We start from the raw sequence: 17,789 nt of genomic DNA on the forward strand, positions 1-17,789 counted from the left end.
GTACGACTGCAATGGTGAACCCGCTCCTCACGATCCTCTTCGACCTTTTCCTCATCGGTTCCGCGCTCGCCGTGACCGCCGCAATGGCCACGGAGTACTTCACGACGCGAGAGCCTCACGTCGGCGGGATGAAGAGGTCGCGGCAAGCCTCCCCTGCGAATTCACGCCGGCGAGCGACCGTGCACCGGCTGCCCGCGCAGCGCCGGCGTGCCGCCTAGGACTGGTTTGCTGCCCGGCGGATTGGGATTGGCTCGGCCTGGCCGCCCTTGCGCTTCTTTTCCTGCACACGGTCGACGGCGCGGACGCCGCGGATGATCTCCAGCCGGGAGAGCAAGCGTGAGAGTTGTTCGATGCCAGTGGTCTCGAGTGTCGCCTGGATGGTGACGGAACCGTCGCCATTCTCGATGGTGCGCACGCCGACCATGTTGACCTTGTCCTCGGTCACGACGGTGGTGATATCGCGGAGGAGACCGACCCGGTCCCACGCTTCGATCAGGATCTGCACCGGGTAGAGCCTGGCCACAGTGCCCCATTCGACTTCGACAATGCGCTCGTGCTCTTCTTCGTTGAGGACGTTCAGGCAGTCGGCCCTGTGGACGGTGACGCCGCGGGTGCGGGTGACGTAGCCGACGATCTGGTCGCCGGGGAGGGGGTTACAGCAGCGGGCCATCGTCGTCAGCAGGTTGCCGACGCCGAGGACGCGCATGCCGGGGCCCCCGAGTGTGGCCGGGGCGAGTTTCTCGGGTAGGGGCGCCGGAGTCTCTGCGACTGCCTCTTCTTCGGCGATGAGCGCCTGGAACTTCCGGGCGATGGAGTTGGTGGAGACCCCGCCGTAGCCCAGCGCCGCGAGGAAGTCCTCCCATGACGGGTACGGGAAGAATGCCAGGATCTGTTCCTGGCGTTCGCTGAGATCGAGTCCCAGCCGGCGCATCTCTTTTTCGATGAGTTCGCGCCCGCGATCGATGTTCTCGGCGCGCTCTTGCTTACGGAACCACTGGCGGATCTTTTCTTTCGAGTGGGTCGTGCGGACGTACCCGAGGTTGCCGTTCAGCCAGTCGCGCGAGGGGCCCTTGCTGGTGCGGCTGCGCATGATATCGACGACATCGCCGTTCTTGATCTGCAAATTGAGCGAGACCATCCGACCGTTGACCTTCGCGCCGACCGTCTGGTGGCCCAGGTCCGTATGGATGCGATAGGCAAAGTCGAGGGGGGTCGCTCCGGCCGGGAGGTCGAGCACGTCGCCCTTTGGGGTGTAGACGAAGACCTGGTCGTGGAAGATGTCCGTTTTGACGCTTTCGACGAACTCATCGGCGCCGGCGAGGTCGCGCTGCCAATCGAGCAGCTGGCGTAGCCACGCTATGCGGTCTTCATCCTTGCCGGACTGCTTGCCGCCTTCTTTGTACCGCCAGTGGGCGGCGACTCCGTATTCGGCGACGCGATGCATGTCGTGGGTGCGGATCTGGATTTCGAGGGGTCTGCCGCCGGGTCCGACAACGGTGGTATGGAGCGACTGGTACATCGAATCCTTCGGATTGCCGATGTAGTCATCGAACTGCCCCGGTATCGGGCGCCAGAGCGCGTGGATGATGCCGAGCGCGTGGTAGCACTCCGAAACGCTATCGACGAACACGCGCACGGCGAGCAAGTCGTAGATCTGGTCGAACGTCTTGGACTGGGCGGAGTAGCGGCCCATCTTGTGGTAGATGCTGGCGATGTGCTTCGCGCGGCCACTGATTTCGGAACTGATGCCGGCGGCGTCGAGATGTTCCTTGAGGATCTCGGATGCCTCGCGGATGTAGCGTTCCCGCGTGATGCGCTTGGAAGAGAGCAGTTCGGCGATCTCTCGGTACTTCTCCGGCTCGAGGTAACGGAACGAGAGGTCTTCGAGTTCCCACTTGATCTGCCAGACGCCGAGGCGGTTCGCGAGTGGCGCGAAGATCTCCTGGGTCTCGAGTGCGATGCGCCGCTGCTTGTCGGGCGGGAACGCCCAGAGGGTGCGCATGTTGTGGAGGCGGTCGCAGAGCTTGATGAGGACGACCGTGATGTCTTCCGCCATGGCGAGGAACATCTTGCGGAGGTTCTGGGCCTGTGCGGTGCCGCGCGACGGGTCGACGCCGCCGATGTTCATCTGGAGCTTGTCGAGCTTTGTCAGGCCATCGACGAGGCGGCCCACCCGCGCCCCGAACATCTCGACGAGCGTCTCGTTGGCGATCCCGCAGTCTTCCTGCACGTCATGGAGGAGGGCGGCGATGATCGCCTGGTGGTCGAGTTCCAGGTTCGCGACCATGTACGCGACGGAGACCGGGTGGGTGATGTACGGGTCGCCTGTCTTGCGGAGCTGGCCTTCGTGGCAGCTGGCGGCGTACTCGTATGCCTCGCGGATGGCGTCCAGGCGTTCCGCGGGGAGGTAGTCCGAAGCACGGCTGACCACCGCGCCGAAGTCGGCGTCCTTGGTTACGGGCTCCTCGGTGCGTACCGACAAACAGCGAACCTCTTTGCCCCGGACGAGTGGAACCCTATCCTACCATGCATCCCCTTCGCCGGAAGAAACTCCTTCATGACCACACGATTCCAGGCGCCGCGGGGCACACAAGACGTGCTCCCGGACATGCAGCCATACTGGCAGGCCGTCAACGACGCCATCCGAGTGGTCACCCGGCTGCACGGGTTCCGGCGCATCGATACGCCCGCGTTCGAGTATGCCGGGGTGTTCGAAAAGGGGAGTGGCGACACCACCGACATCGTCGAGAAGGAGATGTACACCTTCGAAGACCGTGGCGGCGAGAAGCTGGCACTGACGCCCGAGGGCACACCCGCGATCTGCCGCGCGTACCTGGAACACGGGATGGCCAGCTGGCCCCAGCCCGTGCGCCTGTATACAACGCACCAGATGTTCCGGTACGACCGGCCGCAGAAGGGCCGCTACCGGCAACACACCCAGTTCGACTGCGAGATCTTCGGCTCCACCGACCCGCTCGTCGATGCTGAAGTAATCGCGGTCCTCTGGCGCCTGTACACCATGCTTGGAATCCGAAACGCCGGTGTGCGGCTCGGGTCGCTCGACGACATCGCACCGCGCCGTGCATACGTCGAGCGCCTCAAGGACTACTACCGTCCGCACTTGCCAAAGCTCTCCGAAGACAGCCAGCGACGGTTCGAACGCAACCCGCTGCGCCTCCTGGACAGCAAAGACGAGCGCGACCTGCCCTACAAGGAAGCGGCCCCGAAGCTCGTCGACAACCTCAGTCCCGAAGCGCGGGCACACCACGAGACCGTCCTCGGCGCCCTTGAAGCGACGGAGATCCCGGTGGAGATCGACCCGCTGCTCGTCCGCGGACTCGACTACTACAACCGGACGGTATTCGAAATCGTCCCGACCGACGACGCGCGGGCGCAGGGGACGATCGGCGGTGGAGGACGGTATGACGGCCTGATGGAGATCCTCGGGGGTCCGCCAACGCCGGGAATGGGCTTCGGCAGCGGAATCGAACGGATCATCCTCGAGATGCAGCGCAGCGGAGTCGTCTTCGAGAACGAAGCGGCTGCGGATGTCTACATCGTCCACAAGGCCGAAGGCGCCGCAGCCATGGTGTTCGGCCTGGCATCGCGACTCCGCAGCGCGGGTGTGGCGGCCGTCCTCGGAGAGTCGAACAAGTCGTTTAAAGCGCAGATGCGGGGAGCCAACCACTCGGGCGCAAAGTTCGCGGTCATCATCGGCGACGATGAACTCGCCAGGGGCGCCGGGACGGTGAAAGACCTCACCGGAGAAGGCGAACAGGAGTCCGTCGAACTGGGCCGGCTGCCGGCCTTACTCGCGGCGAAGCTCAGAGCGTAGCCTCTACCGGTGCTATGCTGGGCTCGGTCCGCCCGGTGCGGGCCCTCTTTTTCACCATGGACAACGCAATCATCGCCCAGCTCGAACGCATCCGGGGCCGGTTCAACGAACTGACGGACGAGATGGCGCGCCCCGAAATCGCCGCCGACTTCGAACAGAGCAACAAGCTCGCTCGTGAGCGCGCCGAGGTCGAAGACGTAGTCCACATGTTCGCGGACTACGAAGCTGCCCGAAAGGCGGCCGACGAAGCGCAGGCACTCATGGCTGACGGCGATGCCGAGATGAAAGAGCTCGCCGAAGTGGAGCTCGCCGAGGCGAACGCTGTGATGGAGGCGCTGACCGAGAAGATCCGGCGCGGGCTGCTTCCACGGGACCCACGCGATTCCCGCAACGTCATCGTCGAGATCCGGGCCGGCGCCGGGGGCGAGGAAGCCGCTCTGTTCGGCTTCGAACTCTACCGTGCATATGCCCGTTACGCGGAGCGGAAGCATTGGGCGACCGAGATCCTCAATGCATCGGAATCGGAGAAGGGCGGCTTCAAGGAAGTCGTGTTCGAAGTGCGAGGCGACGGCGCCTACTCCCGCCTGAAGTTCGAGAGCGGGGTCCACCGCGTGCAGCGTGTCCCGGAGACCGAAGCACAGGGGCGCATCCACACTTCCACCGCAACCGTCGCCGTCCTCCCCGAAGCCGAAGAAGTCGATGTCGCTATCGAGGAGAAGGACGTCCGGGTCGATATCTACCATGCCTCCGGGGCGGGGGGCCAGAACGTCAATAAGGTCGCGACAGCGGTGCGGCTCACGCACCTTCCGACCGGAATGGTCGTCGTCTGCCAGGACGAACGTTCCCAGCTGAAGAACCGGATAAAGGCGATGACCGTCCTTCGCTCGCGCCTGTTCGACCTGGAACAGAGCAAGGCAACGGCGGAAATGAGCGAGGTCCGCAAGCTGCAGGTGGGAAGCGGGGACCGGAGCGAGAAGATTCGCACCTACAACTTCCCCCAGGATCGGATCACCGACCACCGCATCGGACTGACGGTCCACAACATCCCTGACCGGCTGGACGGCAACCTCGACGACCTCATCGATGCGGTCGCTACTGCGGACGAGGCGGCACGGCTGGAGGGGCTCGGGGAGTGAACGCTCGTGCCGCGGCTTCGGAGGTTGCGAGCCGGCTTGCGGCAGCGGGTATCGAAGATGCCCGATTCGAGGCCGAACTCCTCGCCCGTGAAGCGGGCGGCATCTCCCGCGCACAGTACTTCGCAGGTTCCCAACTGACGCCGGAAGCAACCGAGACACTCGCAAACTGGGCAGAACGCCGCGAGTCCCGCGAACCGGCGACCTACATCACGGGCCACCGCGAGTTCTTCGGGCGGGAGTTCGGTGTGGGCCGGGGCGTACTCGTGCCACGGCCGGAAACCGAACTCCTGGTCGAGCTCGGGATCGTTGAGCTGGATACCGACCCCCGGGCAATCGTCCTGGAGGTAGGCACGGGCAGCGGCGCTGTCGCCGTCTCGATCGCTGCCGAGCGACCCGCAGCGACCGTCATCGCCACGGAGGTCAGCGTGGAGGCGATCGCCTTCGCCCGCTCCAATGCGACCCGCCATGCCCCTGGGCTGCTGCTATTGCTCGGAGATCTCGCGGCACCAGTGGCGCACGCATCGGTCGTCCTCGCGAACCTGCCGTACATCCCGCGCTGGGAGATTGACGCGCTGGAGCCGGAAGTGAGCAAGTGGGAGCCCCGGGTCGCACTCGATGGCGGCGTAGATGGTTACGAACTCATCCGGAAGCTCATCCTTGACTGCGCGAGCCGGCTGAAGCCTCGCCTGCTGGCCCTGGAGGTCGGATTCGGACAGGCCGAGGACGTGGCGGGGATCCTCCGGGCGGCAGGCGTGGAGCCATGGTTCGTGAAGGACCTGGCCGGCATCGACCGCATCGTCTGCTGCCGTTGGAAGTGAGGCGTCAGAGATGGACCAGATCCTCCGCTTCTCGGGAGCGCTCGAGCGGGACCCGGCCATCGACAAATGGCTGGACGAGCGGACTCCGGAACTCGGCGCCATCGCCCGGCACTGGTTCGGCCGGATGCGCCAGTGTGGTGACGGCGACCTGCGCGAGTTGATGCACGACGGTTGTCCCACCGCCTGCATCGATGACGCGCCGTTCGGCTATGTGAACGTCTTCACGGCCCACGTCAACGTGGGGTTCTTCCACGGCGCGGACCTGGGCGACCCGGCGGGCCTGTTGGAAGGCAGGGGCCGGCGGATGCGCCATGTGCAGCTGCGGCCCGGCAGCGAAGTCGACCCTGGCGCTCTCGGCGCGCTGATCGAAGCCGCTTACATGCATCTTCGACTATGCCTCGAGCCCTGGCGGACCTAACCGAACGCTCCCGCCCGTCACATCTGGCCCCCTGGGGTGCGCCCTTTAAGCTGAGCGGCATGAATTTCGTGATCGTGCGAACAGATGCAGTCGAAAGTGGCATGGGGAGCGCACGGTGGCAGTGAAGCTGGTCGCTCTCGACATCGACGGCACGGTGATCCCGCCGCACGGGTACGGTGCGACCCATGAGCCGACCGAGCGATTGACCAGAGCGGTACGGGCTTGCGTCGATTCCGGCATCCACATCCTGCTCGCTTCGGGCCGCATGTTTCCGGGGACCAGCCAGATCGCGCGGCACTTCGGGCTGACCACCCCGGTGATCTGCCAGCAAGGGTGTTCGGTCCACCTCCCGGACGGCACGATGACGCATGAGTTCCTCATCGACCGGGGCCTGGCGATCGAGATCTGTGGGTACGCGCGCGAGATCGAACGGGCATACGAGTGGTTCAATCCGCTGCGCTACGTCGTCTCGGCCCGTTCGCGGGCGACGGAACAGTACGGCATCGTCTCGGGCATCGAGCCGGAGTACCGGCGGGACCCCGAGAACTCCGGGGTGCGTCCAACGGGCGTTGGCATCATCTCGACTCACGCCGACGCGAACGGGATCCACCGCGAACTCGTTGCCCGGCATGGACACGAACTACACGTGCTCGACTTCCCGGAAGTAACGGTGGCGGTCGCCCAGGATGCGAACAAAGGCCATGCGCTCTCGCTTGTCTGTGACGACCTGGGAATCGGCCGGGCCCAGGTGATCGCGATTGGGGACAGCGTGAACGACGCCGCGATGCTCGCATGGGCGGGTAGAGGCATTGCCATGCCGCACAGTGACGCCTACGCGATGGATGCGGCGGACGAGGTGCTGGAGCCCGGCGAGGACATGCTCGCAGCCTTCCTGGAAGATCTCGTCCGCTCGGCGCCGGCCGGATAGCCCGGTCCGGACGAGGGACAGCCGAAGTGCCGGGCGGTTTCGGCGCCGCACCGGGGACAACGGCCTAGCTCGGATCGATACGGTGCCAGACGCGCATCAGGATGAGCCCGATCCCAAAAATGATGGCGAGCGCGATCCCGAGCGGGATAATGGTGCTGCCCCAGTCGATCCCGGCACCCTCGGCCGCGGTGGCAGCGGGAACGGCGTACTGGCCGGTGAGACCCCGGATCTCAGCCACGACCTCGCTCTCGCTCCGTGTCTTCGCACCGGTCATGGTGGCGTGGCCATCAACCAACAGGTATGCCTCGGTGATCAGCGGGAAGGCCGGCTTCGCGGCATCGGCGATGTAGATAAGCGCGCGGTCGCCGTCGTTTAGCGCCGCCGTCGGACAGTCTGTCCGGTTGGGTGCCAGGGCGATGTCTTCCGCGGATGCAGGGCCCTTCAGGAACGCCTCCGGGCGCAGGACCAGGCTGCCGCCGGCAGTGGAGACGACGCGGCCGATGACGATGACTTCCGAGTCGGGAACGAGCTGCCCGGGGGAATCGACCTGGTAAAGCGAACAGGCGTAGGCCGGACGGACGAAAACAGCGGCCCCCGGAACGAGAGCCGCTGTCAGGAATGCTACGAGAGCGAGAAGCCTAAGCCTGCGACTGCGCAAACTGGTAGATCTTCCCTTCGGTCTTGATCGCGGGAGCGATGACCATCTCGGCCTGCTGGAACTCGCGGACAGTGTGTGCTCCGCACATCCCCATCGCCGTCCGGAGAGCGCCCACCAGGTTTTCCGTGCCGTCGGTGCGGCTGGTAGGCCCGTAGAGCGCCTTCTGGATGGTGGTGCTGACGCCGACGGCGACACGGGTGCCTCGCGGCAGGTTTGCATGAGGTGTGGCCATGCCCCAGTGGTAGCCGCGCCCAGGCGCTTCCACCGTGGCGGCGAAGGGCGAGCCCATCATGACTGCATCGGCGCCACTGGCGAAGCACTTGCAGACGTCACCGCCGGTGCGGATCCCGCCATCGGTGATGATTGGCACGTAACGTCCGCTCTCCTTGAGGTAGAAGTCGCGGGCGGCGGCGCAATCGATCGTGGCAGTTACCTGGGGGACGCCGATGCCGAGCACTTCGCGGCTCGTGCAGGCGGCGCCGGGGCCAACGCCCACAAGGACGCCGGCGACGCCGGTGCGCATGATCTCGAGGGTGGCCTTGAAGCCGACAGTGTTGCCGACGACCACGGGGATGTGGATGTCCTTGAAGAGCTTGTCGAAGCGGAGACCCTCGGCGCTGTTGGACTCGTGCCGGGCGGTGGTCACCGTGCTCTGGACGACGAGGATATCGGCGCCTGCTTCCTGGATGAGAGCGGCGTACTTCTTCGTGTTCATGGGCGTGAGCGAGACGGCCGCGACGGCGCCGCCGGCGCGCATCTCGCCGATCCGCTTAGCGATGTATTCCTCGCGGATGGGCTGCTGGTAGGCTTCCTGGAGGAGGCGGGTTGCTTCATCCCTGCTGGCCGAGGCGACCTCTTCGAGGATGCTCGTCGGGTCGTCGTACTTGGTCCAGACGCCTTCGAGGTTGAGGACAGCCAACCCGCCGGCCTTCTGCATGGCGATCGCGAAACTCGGGTCTACCACCGCATCCATGGCCGAGGCGAGGAACGGGATGGCAAAATGATGGGGCCCAATGTCGAGCCCCAGTTCGGTGAGTTCGGGATTGATGGTGACATCGCCGGGTACTATGGCGACTTCATCGAAGCCATAGGCACGGCGGAGTTGCTTGAACTTGGGCGCGGCGAGGTCGTTTTCGGCAAACGGCGCAAGGCCGCTCTCCGGAATGTCGGAGGCGGCGGAGGAAAAGTTGAGAGCAGTACTCAAGTCAGCGCAATCCCGGGGAAGGTGTTCGTACGAGTGTAGGAAACTGCCTGCCGGGGGGTCAACACAAAATCGTGTCGTTTATTCGGTTATGTGCAATGCCGATTATGGATTCCATCAATGACCACATCAATCGAACCGGGCCTGTACATCGTGGCGACGCCAATCGGGAACCTTGGCGACCTCTCTGAGCGGGCCATAGCGACACTACGCTCAGCGACGACCGTGGCGGCGGAAGACACGCGCACGAGCGGAATGCTGGTGAAACGGGCCGGTGGAAGCGGCCGCATGCTGAGCCTGACCGAACACAACGTGGGGCAGCGCATTCCGGCGCTGCTCGAGGCGGCTCGAACGGGCATCGTCGCCCTTGTCTCGGATGCAGGCACGCCGGTCATCGCCGACCCGGGCGCCCGGCTGGTAGAAGCAGCCCACGCCGGCGGTGTGCGGGTTGTGCCGATCCCTGGCCCGTCCGCGCTGGCGGCCGCTGTTTCGGCCTCGGGGTTCGAAGGTTCCGATGTCCACTTCCTGGGCTTCCTGCCAAAGACCCGGGGCGAACGCATCGCCCGGCTGCGTGCTGCTGCACTTTCGGCGCCGGTGCTGGTGTTCTTCGAAAGTCCTCAACGGCTGGGCAAGACGCTCCTCGAACTGGTGGCCGAACTCGGCGACCCGGAAACGGTCGTCTGCCGGGAGTTGACCAAGCTCCACGAAGAGGTGGTCCGAGGGGCCGCTTCGGAGTTGGCGCCGCGGTTCCAGACGGCGCGGGGAGAGTGCACCGTCGTTGTCCGGTGCCCCCCGGCCGCGAATGCGCAAGCGGACACTGCGGAAGCCTCCACGCTGCTCGCCGCCATGAAGCGCGCCGGAGCGCGGCGTCCCGCGGCGGCGGCGGAGGTTGCCAGGCTCACCGGGGCCCGGCGGGACGAGCTCTACGAGGCATGGGAAGCACTCTGACGGCCCCACGCTGCCCCCTGTGCTAGACTCGAAGCGATCCTTTTCGACCAGGTTATTCCGTGCCCGAACGAATCCTTGTCTGCGTGGCATGGCCCTACGCGAACTACCTGCTGCACGTAGGCCAGGCCGCAGGCGCATATCTGCCTTCGGACATTTTCGCGCGTTACCAGCGGCTCAAAGGCAACGATGTCCTGATGGTTTCCGGCTCCGATTGCCACGGGACACCGATCACGGTCGCGGCCGACAAGGAGGGCGTTGAACCCCAGGTCATCGTCGACCGCTACCACGCGAAGATCCTCGAGGTCTGGGAACGTTTCGGCATTTCCTACGATCTGTACACGACAACGCTGACCGAGAACCATTACCAGGTCACGCAGGATGTCTTCCTCAAGCTGAAGGAGAACGGACTCCTCTACCCGCGGACCGAAGAGTACCTGTACGACCCGCAGGCGGACCGCTTCCTCCCTGACCGTTATGTCGAGGGCACCTGTCCGAACTGCGCGTACCCCGAGGCGCGCGGCGACCAGTGCGACAACTGCGGCAAGACCCTGGACGCTGTCGAACTCATCAACCCACGGAGCAAGATCTCCGGCGCGACTCCCGTCCTGAAACCGTCGGAGCACTACTTCCTGCGCCTGACCGCGATGGAAGAACGGCTGAAAGAGTGGGCGGGGAAGCAGTCGCACTGGAGGCGGAACGTCCTCAACTTCACGCTCGGGATGCTGAACGAGGGGCTGAAGGACCGGGCGATCACACGGGACATCGCATGGGGAGTGCCGGTCCCGGTGGATGGCTACGAGAACAAGCGCATCTACGTCTGGTTCGACGCAGTGATTGGGTACCTTTCTGCAAGCAAGGAGTGGGCGGCGAGGAAGGGTGATCCCGAGGCCTGGCGGCCGTACTGGGAGGATCCCTCGGTCCGTTCGTACTACTTCATCGGCAAGGACAATATCCCGTTCCACACGGTCATCTGGCCGATGATGCTGATGGGCTATGAGGGCCTAAACGTCCCTTACGATGTGCCCGCCAACCAGTACGTGAACTTCTCCGCGACCCAGAAGCAAAGCAAGTCCAAGGGCACCGGGAACTGGATGCTGGACCTGCTGGACAGCTACGCGCCCGATGTCGTCCGCTTTTACCTGACAACGGTGCTCCCGGAAACGAACGACACCGAGTTCCGGGAAGAAGACCTAGTGCGCGCGAACAATGACGTGCTGATCGCGACGTGGGGCAACCTGGCAAACCGCGTCATCTCCATGATTCACCGGAACTTCGGCGGCATCGTGCCACCGGTGGGTGCGCTCTCTCCGGAATCCGAGGCTATCCTGAACGATGCTCGGGCGGCGTTCGGCGCCGTTGGCGGCGAGTTCGGAGCCTGCCACTTCCGCGGCGGACTCCAGGAAGCGCTTCGGCTGGCGCAATCGGCCAACAAGTACCTCGACGAACGCGCGCCGTGGAAGGCGGTCAAGACCGACACCCCGCACGCCGCGGAGACGCTCGCCACGGCCTTGAACGTCATCAACGCACTCAAGGTGCTCCTTCACCCCGTCCTGCCGTTTTCGACCGCCCAGTTGCACGAGGACCTCGGCCTCGACGGCGACCTCCGCCAACACGGATGGGAGTACCAGGCCGTGCCGGGCGGGACGACACTGGCGCCGGCTCGTCCGCTTTACGCGAAGATCGAGACCGAGCTTGCGGGTGCGAGCGCATGACCGGGGCGTTCGATACGCACAGCCACATCCAGGACCCGCAGCTCCTCGCGAACTTCGATGGCATCATCGACCGCGCCCGTGCCGCCGGTCTCGAAGGCATCGCGGTCCTCGGCTACGACCCTTCTTCGAACCAGCTGGCCCTTGAACTGGCCGCGCGCTCTCCGCTGCTCTTTCCGGCGGTCGGCTTCCACCCGCACGAAGCCGACCACGTGACCCCAGGAATGCTGGCCGAACTGGAATCGCTCGCGCGGTTGCCGGAAGTCGTCGCGGTCGGGGAGATCGGCCTCGATGCGTATCGTCACCACTCGACGCCGGCGAACCAGCGAACGTTGATCGATGCACAACTCGAGATGGCTTTGCGCGTGGGGAAGCCGGTGTCGGTGCATTCTCGTTCTGCCGAAGACGCCATTGCGGTCCACCTTGGACCGTACGCCGAGAAGGCCCGCGCGGCCGGCCTCGCCATTCCGGGCGTGATGCACTGTTTCGGCGGGACCTGCGAACAGGCCCAGCAGTACCTCGAGATGGGCTTCCTGATCTCCGTCGCCTGCTCGGTGACCTATCCGAAGAACGAGGTGACGGCACGGCTCGCCCAGGGCGTGCCGCTTGAGTCGCTGGTCATCGAGACGGATAGCCCGTACCTTCCGCCACAGACAAGGAGGGGCCAACTGAACGAGCCAGCACACGTGGTCGCGGCGGCGCGCGCAATAGCCGCGCTGCGGAGAGAGCCGCTCGAACGGGTACTCGACGTGACGACGCGGAACGCGGGACGCCTGTTTCGCCTGCCGGTAGGGGCAACGGCGGTGGGCGGATGACGCAGACCCCGCTGAAGCCGCTGTACGGTCCCGTGGCCGAAGACATGATCCTCGTCGAGGACGTCCTCGAATCGATCAAGCAGGTCGAGTTGGCGCCACTCAAGCGGATGCTGGACCACGCCCTCGAGGCCCGCGGCAAGCGGCTGCGGCCGGCGCTGGTGTTGCTGACGGGCAACCTTGGCGACTACAACCTGAACAAGCTTGTCCCGCTTGGGGCAGCGATCGAGTTGCTGCACACTGCCAGCCTCGTCCACGACGATGTCGTCGATGGTGCACTGAGCCGGCGAGGAAGGCCCACCACCAACGCGGTCTTCGACAACGCCATCACCGTCCTCCTGGGCGACTACATGTTTGCGAACGCCGCGGAGATGGTGACGCGGACGGGCAGCCTCTCGGTGACGCGCCTTTTCGCTCTCGCCCTGATGAAGATGACGAGCGGTGAACTGGACCAGGATGCGGCCGCCTTCGACATGGGGAAGGACGTCCAGCAGTACCTCTGGCGGATCGGTGGGAAGACCGCTGCGCTCATTGCGAATGCCACGGAGGGCGGCGCCGTCCTCGGCGGGCTCGATGAAAAGACGGTGGAAGCCCTTCGCACCTACGGCTACAGCCTGGGCATGGCCTTCCAGATTGTCGACGATATCCTCGACTACACGGGTGATGAAGAATTGATGGGCAAGCCTGTCGGCAGCGACCTTCTCGAGGGGACCGTGACCCTCCCCGGCCTGCTATTCCTGGAGCGATACCCCCGGAACAACCCGATCAAGCGGTTCTTCACCGCCCGGCGCGAACGCCACCTGCGACTGCAGGAAGCGATCGGAGCGATCCTTGCATCAGACGTCATCGAAGCTTCGATGGACATCGCCCGGGACTACATCCGACGGGCGAACGCCGCCCTCGATGTGCTTCCCGCCTCGGACGCGAAGGATTGCCTGGCGGACCTCGGCGAGTACGTCTTGAACCGGAGAAGCTAGCCGGACTTAGCTGCCGAGGTGATCGGGTGCGTGGGTAGGACTACCCTTTCGCACCACGCGCCCGGTATCCACCATCTCGGTCACGGCGCTGGGCGCGACAGGGTTCCGGTAGGCATCCACAAGGTCGCCTTTGGCGGCTGCGGCGCGCATGTCGCGGAGATCGGCCTTCTCGCCCTTGGAGCGGCGGCGCTTGGGCTCGGGCTTGTTGATCTCCGGGTGCTCGTTCGGGCGGGCGCTGGTGACGAGCTTCGTTACCTTCTGTCCGAGGTGGTAGAACTTGCCATCGTCCGGGATGCGGCGCGGGTAGCCGTCGCGATAAGTGAATGCCGCGAATGAGGTGGGCATGATGCGGGCGGCATCCTTGAAGCACTGCGGGCAAGGCACCGGCTCAGTCGCCTCGCGGATGGGCCGGAGCTCTTCGAAAATCCCGTTGCAGGGCTGGCAAAAGTACTCGTACAGGGGCATCTGGTTCGTCCCGTTCAGTTCGGTGGAGTGCCGGTTATTGTACATCTCCCGGAGATTCGTGGACGGGCGGCCGTAAAGGGACGGCTAACGCCTCGACGTAGCGCCCTGAATTCGTCTCGCGTTCGAGAACTGAGCGGATCGCCTCGCCGAGGACGCGCTGCAGCTCGGCTTCGAGTTCCGCCTCCAGGCGAAGGCCGGCGAACTGCCCCATGGTCGCATTGGCGGCGAACCGCATTGCCTTGATGGCACGGACGCTGATGAGCCGCCCGGAGCCGCCGCGACTCCTGCATCCACCACAAACCAGGCCACCGGAAGCAACCGAGAAGAGCGTGTCTTCCTCGGCGATCGGACCGTCGCAGATCGCGCAGTGAGAGAGCCGGATTTCGTAGCCGGTGTTGGCCAGTACCCGCAGTTCGAAGTAGCGCGCCACGGTGGGAGACGCTCCCGCGTCGAGCGCTTCGAGCAGGTCGACGAGCAGGTCGTACAGCTCGGACTGTGCGGCACGGTCGGCGGTGAAGCGGTCCACGAGTTCGCAGCAGTAGATCGCGAGCGTGAGGCGGTCGAGGTCGTCGCGGACAGCCAGGTAGGCGGCGATGGTTTCCGCCTGGGTGAAGACGTCGAGGTTGCGGCCGTGGGCGAGGTGCATCTGGCTGCGGGTCAGGGGTTCGAGGTGGCCGCGCATGCGGCTCTTGGGTTTGCGCACCGCGCGCGCTATCGCGTCGAACTTCCCCTCGGTGGGACTGAACACGGTGAAGATGGAATCAGCCTCGCCGAGGTTCCTCCGGCGGAGTATCACGCCTTCGGTGTTGTAGCTTCGCGGGCGGGTGCTCATGACCTAGAGCTCGCGCCTGCCTTCGAGGGCGCGCGCGAGCGTGACGTCGTCGGTATATTCGAGATCCGCACCGCTGGGGAGGCCGCGCGCCAGCCGGGTGACACGGACTCCGGCGGGGCTGAGCAAACGCTGGATGTACATGGCCGTGGCCTCGCCTTCGAGGCTGGGGTTCGTCGCCATGATGACTTCCTGGATCTCGCCGGCCTGGAGCCGGACAACCAGCTCCCGAACGTGGATGTCCTCGGGGCCAACGCCGTCGATCGGGTTGAGGATGCCATGGAGCACATGGTACTGGCCCTTGTACCCGCCGGAGCGCTCGATCGCGAGCACATCCAGCGGTTGTTCCACCACGCAGACTACGGCTTTGTCGCGGCGGTCATCGGAGCAGTATGCGCAGGGATCGGCTTCGGTGATGTTCAGACAGACGGAACAGAGGCGGATCCGGCGTTTCACATCCGTGACGGCCTCGGTCAGCGCTAGCGCTTCCTGTTCGCTCGTGCGGAGGATGTGGTAAGCGAGACGTTGCGCGGACTTCGGGCCGATGCCGGGGAGACGATGAAACGCCTCGATGAGCCGCTGGATGGGCTCGGGGGTGGATGGAGCCTCGGCCACGCCCGTGCCCTAGCCGAGACCCGGGATGCCGAGCCCGCCGGTTATCGCGCCAAATGACTTCGACTGCATCTCGGAAGCCTTCTCCGAAGCGTCCGTTATCGCCGCCATGATGAGGTCCTGGAGCATCTCCACGTCGTCCGGGTCGACGACATCGGGGGAGAGGGTGATGCCCGTGATCTTCTGTTCCCCGGACATGATGACGCGGACTGCGCCGCCACCCGCTGACCCTTCGATGTTGGTGGCTGCGAGTTCGGCCTGCGCCTTCGCGAGCATCTCCTGGGCCTGCGCGAGGGCGTTGGGGCTGGCGCCGCCACCCATGGAACTGCGCCCGGGCAGGCCGCCGCCGCTGCCGCCGCGCCGGAGGTACCGGTTGTTGCCGCTGCTCTTCGCCATTTACTGGTCCTTCCCAACTGGTGTGGCGCCTATCGCTCGCGCCGCTTCGGCGAGGTGGCCCTTCGGTGTTTCGCGCTTGGGCTGAGACGAGCCGTCGATCAGCGTCACCGTGAGGGTGACGGGATGACCAAGGATGGCCGCGGCTTGCTCTTCGACCATCGCCCGGCAGGCTGTATCGACCTTCTCCATTGGCATCTTGCGCTGGAAGCCGAGTTCGAGCACATCGCCATCCATCTGGATGACATCGCAGGTGTTGTTCAGCCACATCGCAAGCGTCGGATTGATCATCTTGCAGTGGTCGTACAGGTCGCGCAGGAAGCGCTCCTGGGGGCTGAAGGGGGTGTTCCCGGGGATTGTGGCCGGTTGCGGCGCCGCCGTCCGCGGTGGCCTGGTACCCGCGGGCACGGTTCCCGGCACCGCCGGCAGCGCCGCCGCTGCCGGGGCGAGCCCGCCACCGAGGATGGCCGTCGCACAGGCGACTTCGAGCGGGATCGGGCTGGCCGGATCGAGCCGGAAATCAGCGCGCGCCAGCTCAGCCATCGCTCCGGTCAGCTTGCGCACGCCGTTGGCGGCGATGGCTTCCTCAACGAGGCCCGCGTGAGGGTGTTCTGGCCTCGCCGCTTTCTTGAGGACATCCGGGAGGATGTCACGGATGAGATCGATCGTCGCGCGGGTGAACCGGGCGATATCCACGCCGTCGTCGGCCACCGAGCGAGCGATTTCGAGCGCGGCGCCGAGGTCGTCTTCGAGGATGGCACGGACGAGTCCGGCCGTCCGTGCGTCATGGACCTGGCCCATCGCCGCGAGCACGTCATCCACCGACGGCTGATTCCCGTAGCGGGCGGCCACCTGTTCCATCATGGTGATCGCGTCCCGGAGACCGCCGCGGGACTGCACGGCAATGGCGGCGAGGCCTTCCTTCGGGAACTCGAAGCCTTCTTCGCGCGCGATGTAGTCGAGGCGTGCGACGCTGGCCTCGTTGTTGATGCGGTGGAAGTCGTGCCGCTGGCAGCGCGAGATGATCGTCGCGGGCATCTTGTGCAACTCAGTCGTCGCGAGGATGAAGACGGCGTGCGGCGGTGGCTCTTCAAGCGTCTTCAGGAGGGCATTGAAGGCGCCATCCGTCAGCATGTGGACTTCATCGAGGAGATAGACCTTGCGCTTCAGGTCCGAAGGGGCGAACGCGATCTTCTCGCGCAGTTCGCGGATGTCCTCGATACCGCGGTTGCTGGCGGCGTCCATCTCGATGAGGTCGAGCGCGGAACCGTTGAGGATGGCCTTGCAGGCGGCGCACTGGTTGCAGGGCTCGCCTTCGGTCAGGTTCGCGCAGTTGAGGGCACGGGCGAGGATGCGCGCTGTTGTCGTCTTCCCGGTCCCTCGCGGCCCGCTAAAGAGATACGCGTGAGCCACCTGGCCGGTGGCAAGGGCGTTGCGCAGCGTCCGCACGATGTGATCCTGCCCGGCGACCTCATCGAAGCCGCGTGGGCGCCATTTCCCGTAAAGCACTCGCACCCCGGAACCAGAACGAATACCGCAAGTATAGAACAGATGTGCCGAGGGAGGCAGTGAATCAGTGCTGGTGGACCAGCTTCAGGTCGCCGAGGTAGTGCTCCTCGCGCGTGCGCATACGCGCCTCATCTTCGGCGTTGGTTACATGGTCGTAGCCGCAGAGGTGGAGAATCCCGTGAGTTAGCAGATGCGCCAGCTCGGACGCGAGCGGATGGCCGGCGGCTTCCGCCTGGCGCGTGGCCGTCGGAAGCGAAATCGCGATATCACCGAGTAGGTTCTCCTCGGAGAGTCCCTGGACGAAGTCGTCGGCTTCATCGGGAAACGAGAGCACATCGGTCGGCTCATCGATGCCCAGGAACTGGAGATTCATCGCCCTGATTTCCTCATCGTCGATGATCAGGATTGCCAGCGCCGTCCCGGGTTCAACGCTTTCGCCGGCCATCACGCGGGCGGCGAGGTGATGGAGCGCTTCGACATCCAGGCCGGCAGCGTCGATGGCGACTTCGATGGAAATCTCGTAAGGGAGCTCGTCGTACAC

Annotated in this window: 19 protein-coding genes; 10 read left to right on the top strand and 9 right to left on the bottom strand. The window is 65.2% G+C overall.

Annotated elements, in window-relative coordinates; genetic code table 11:
* Positions 1-11 precede the first annotated feature (11 nt).
* A complete protein-coding gene (locus tag IPG14_RS09920) occupies positions 12-218 on the top strand; it encodes a hypothetical protein (RefSeq protein ID WP_343391685.1) in 207 nt (68 codons plus the stop codon).
* Here IPG14_RS09920 and IPG14_RS09925 read toward each other — a convergent pair.
* Complete coding sequence (locus IPG14_RS09925) at positions 215-2,482, bottom strand: bifunctional (p)ppGpp synthetase/guanosine-3',5'-bis(diphosphate) 3'-pyrophosphohydrolase (protein WP_343391686.1); 2,268 nt, start codon at positions 2,480-2,482, stop codon at positions 215-217. The two genes, IPG14_RS09920 and IPG14_RS09925, sit on opposite strands and share 4 nt — an antisense overlap.
* A 75-nt stretch (positions 2,483-2,557) precedes the next feature.
* Here IPG14_RS09925 and hisS point away from each other — a divergent pair, with 75 nt between their 5' ends.
* From hisS to IPG14_RS09950, 5 genes are all read left to right on the top strand, one after another.
* On the top strand, positions 2,558-3,835 hold the full coding sequence (gene hisS, locus IPG14_RS09930) for a histidine--tRNA ligase (protein ID WP_343391687.1): 1,278 nt from the start codon (positions 2,558-2,560) through the stop codon (positions 3,833-3,835).
* A 56-nt stretch (positions 3,836-3,891) separates the two neighbouring features.
* Positions 3,892-4,971: a peptide chain release factor 1 gene (gene prfA, locus IPG14_RS09935; protein ID WP_343391740.1), complete on the top strand. Its 1,080-nt coding sequence runs from the start codon at positions 3,892-3,894 to the stop codon at positions 4,969-4,971.
* Entirely contained in the window at positions 4,968-5,789 is an 822-nt protein-coding gene (gene prmC, locus IPG14_RS09940; RefSeq protein ID WP_343388468.1) for a peptide chain release factor N(5)-glutamine methyltransferase, read from the top strand. Before prfA ends, prmC begins: the two co-directional genes overlap by 4 nt.
* Positions 5,790-5,799: 10 nt before the next feature.
* The gene (locus IPG14_RS09945) at positions 5,800-6,207 is read left to right on the top strand and encodes a DUF1801 domain-containing protein (RefSeq protein ID WP_343391688.1); all 408 of its coding nucleotides are present in this window, start codon (positions 5,800-5,802) and stop codon (positions 6,205-6,207) included.
* Between the two features lie 115 nt (positions 6,208-6,322).
* A complete protein-coding gene (locus IPG14_RS09950) occupies positions 6,323-7,135 on the top strand; it encodes an HAD family hydrolase (protein WP_343391689.1) in 813 nt (270 codons plus the stop codon).
* A 64-nt stretch (positions 7,136-7,199) separates the two neighbouring features.
* On the opposite strand, the gene IPG14_RS09955 is transcribed toward IPG14_RS09950, so the two are convergent.
* Positions 7,200-7,793, bottom strand: coding sequence for a hypothetical protein (locus tag IPG14_RS09955; RefSeq protein ID WP_343391690.1), 594 nt, complete (start codon positions 7,791-7,793; stop codon positions 7,200-7,202).
* On the bottom strand, positions 7,774-8,958 hold the full coding sequence (locus IPG14_RS09960) for a GuaB3 family IMP dehydrogenase-related protein (RefSeq protein WP_343385213.1): 1,185 nt from the start codon (positions 8,956-8,958) through the stop codon (positions 7,774-7,776). Before IPG14_RS09960 ends, IPG14_RS09955 begins: the two co-directional genes overlap by 20 nt.
* A gap of 156 nt (positions 8,959-9,114) precedes the next feature.
* Here IPG14_RS09960 and rsmI point away from each other — a divergent pair, with 156 nt between their 5' ends.
* From rsmI to IPG14_RS09980, 4 genes are read left to right on the top strand one after another with little or no spacing between them, the layout of a single operon-like run.
* Positions 9,115-9,942, top strand: coding sequence for a 16S rRNA (cytidine(1402)-2'-O)-methyltransferase (rsmI, locus tag IPG14_RS09965; protein WP_343391691.1), 828 nt, complete (start codon positions 9,115-9,117; stop codon positions 9,940-9,942).
* 59 nt (positions 9,943-10,001) lie between these two features.
* Entirely contained in the window at positions 10,002-11,654 is a 1,653-nt protein-coding gene (metG, locus tag IPG14_RS09970) for a methionine--tRNA ligase (RefSeq protein ID WP_343391692.1), read from the top strand.
* The gene (locus IPG14_RS09975; RefSeq protein ID WP_343388462.1) at positions 11,651-12,466 is read left to right on the top strand and encodes a TatD family hydrolase; all 816 of its coding nucleotides are present in this window, start codon (positions 11,651-11,653) and stop codon (positions 12,464-12,466) included. Before metG ends, IPG14_RS09975 begins: the two co-directional genes overlap by 4 nt.
* Positions 12,463-13,440, top strand: coding sequence for a polyprenyl synthetase family protein (locus IPG14_RS09980; protein WP_343391693.1), 978 nt, complete (start codon positions 12,463-12,465; stop codon positions 13,438-13,440). The genes IPG14_RS09975 and IPG14_RS09980 overlap by 4 nt, the downstream gene beginning before the upstream one ends.
* 6 nt (positions 13,441-13,446) lie before the next feature.
* Here IPG14_RS09980 and IPG14_RS09985 read toward each other — a convergent pair whose 3' ends face one another.
* From IPG14_RS09985 to ybeY, 6 genes are all read right to left on the bottom strand, one after another.
* The gene (locus IPG14_RS09985) at positions 13,447-13,950 is read right to left on the bottom strand and encodes a zinc ribbon domain-containing protein (protein ID WP_343383930.1); all 504 of its coding nucleotides are present in this window, start codon (positions 13,948-13,950) and stop codon (positions 13,447-13,449) included.
* Positions 13,940-14,737 carry a DNA repair protein RecO gene (recO, locus tag IPG14_RS09990; protein ID WP_343383929.1) on the bottom strand — a complete coding sequence of 266 codons (798 nt, stop codon included), beginning with the start codon at positions 14,735-14,737 and terminating at the stop codon, positions 13,940-13,942. The genes IPG14_RS09985 and recO overlap by 11 nt, the downstream gene beginning before the upstream one ends.
* Before the next feature lie 3 nt (positions 14,738-14,740).
* The gene (recR, locus tag IPG14_RS09995; protein WP_343388460.1) at positions 14,741-15,349 is read right to left on the bottom strand and encodes a recombination mediator RecR; all 609 of its coding nucleotides are present in this window, start codon (positions 15,347-15,349) and stop codon (positions 14,741-14,743) included.
* 9 nt (positions 15,350-15,358) lie between these two features.
* Positions 15,359-15,667, bottom strand: coding sequence for a YbaB/EbfC family nucleoid-associated protein (locus tag IPG14_RS10000; protein ID WP_343385212.1), 309 nt, complete (start codon positions 15,665-15,667; stop codon positions 15,359-15,361).
* A 75-nt stretch (positions 15,668-15,742) separates the two neighbouring features.
* Positions 15,743-17,248, bottom strand: a complete 1,506-nt coding sequence (gene dnaX / locus IPG14_RS10005) for a DNA polymerase III subunit gamma/tau (protein WP_343391694.1) — start codon at positions 17,246-17,248, stop codon at positions 15,743-15,745.
* Between the two features lie 64 nt (positions 17,249-17,312).
* Positions 17,313-17,789 carry an rRNA maturation RNase YbeY gene (gene ybeY, locus IPG14_RS10010; protein WP_343391695.1) on the bottom strand — a complete coding sequence of 159 codons (477 nt, stop codon included), beginning with the start codon at positions 17,787-17,789 and terminating at the stop codon, positions 17,313-17,315.

It is taken from the genome of Candidatus Amarobacter glycogenicus (assembly GCF_016704105.1).
In the GTDB taxonomy this organism is placed as follows: domain Bacteria; phylum Chloroflexota; class Dehalococcoidia; order Tepidiformales; family Tepidiformaceae; genus Amarobacter; species Amarobacter glycogenicus.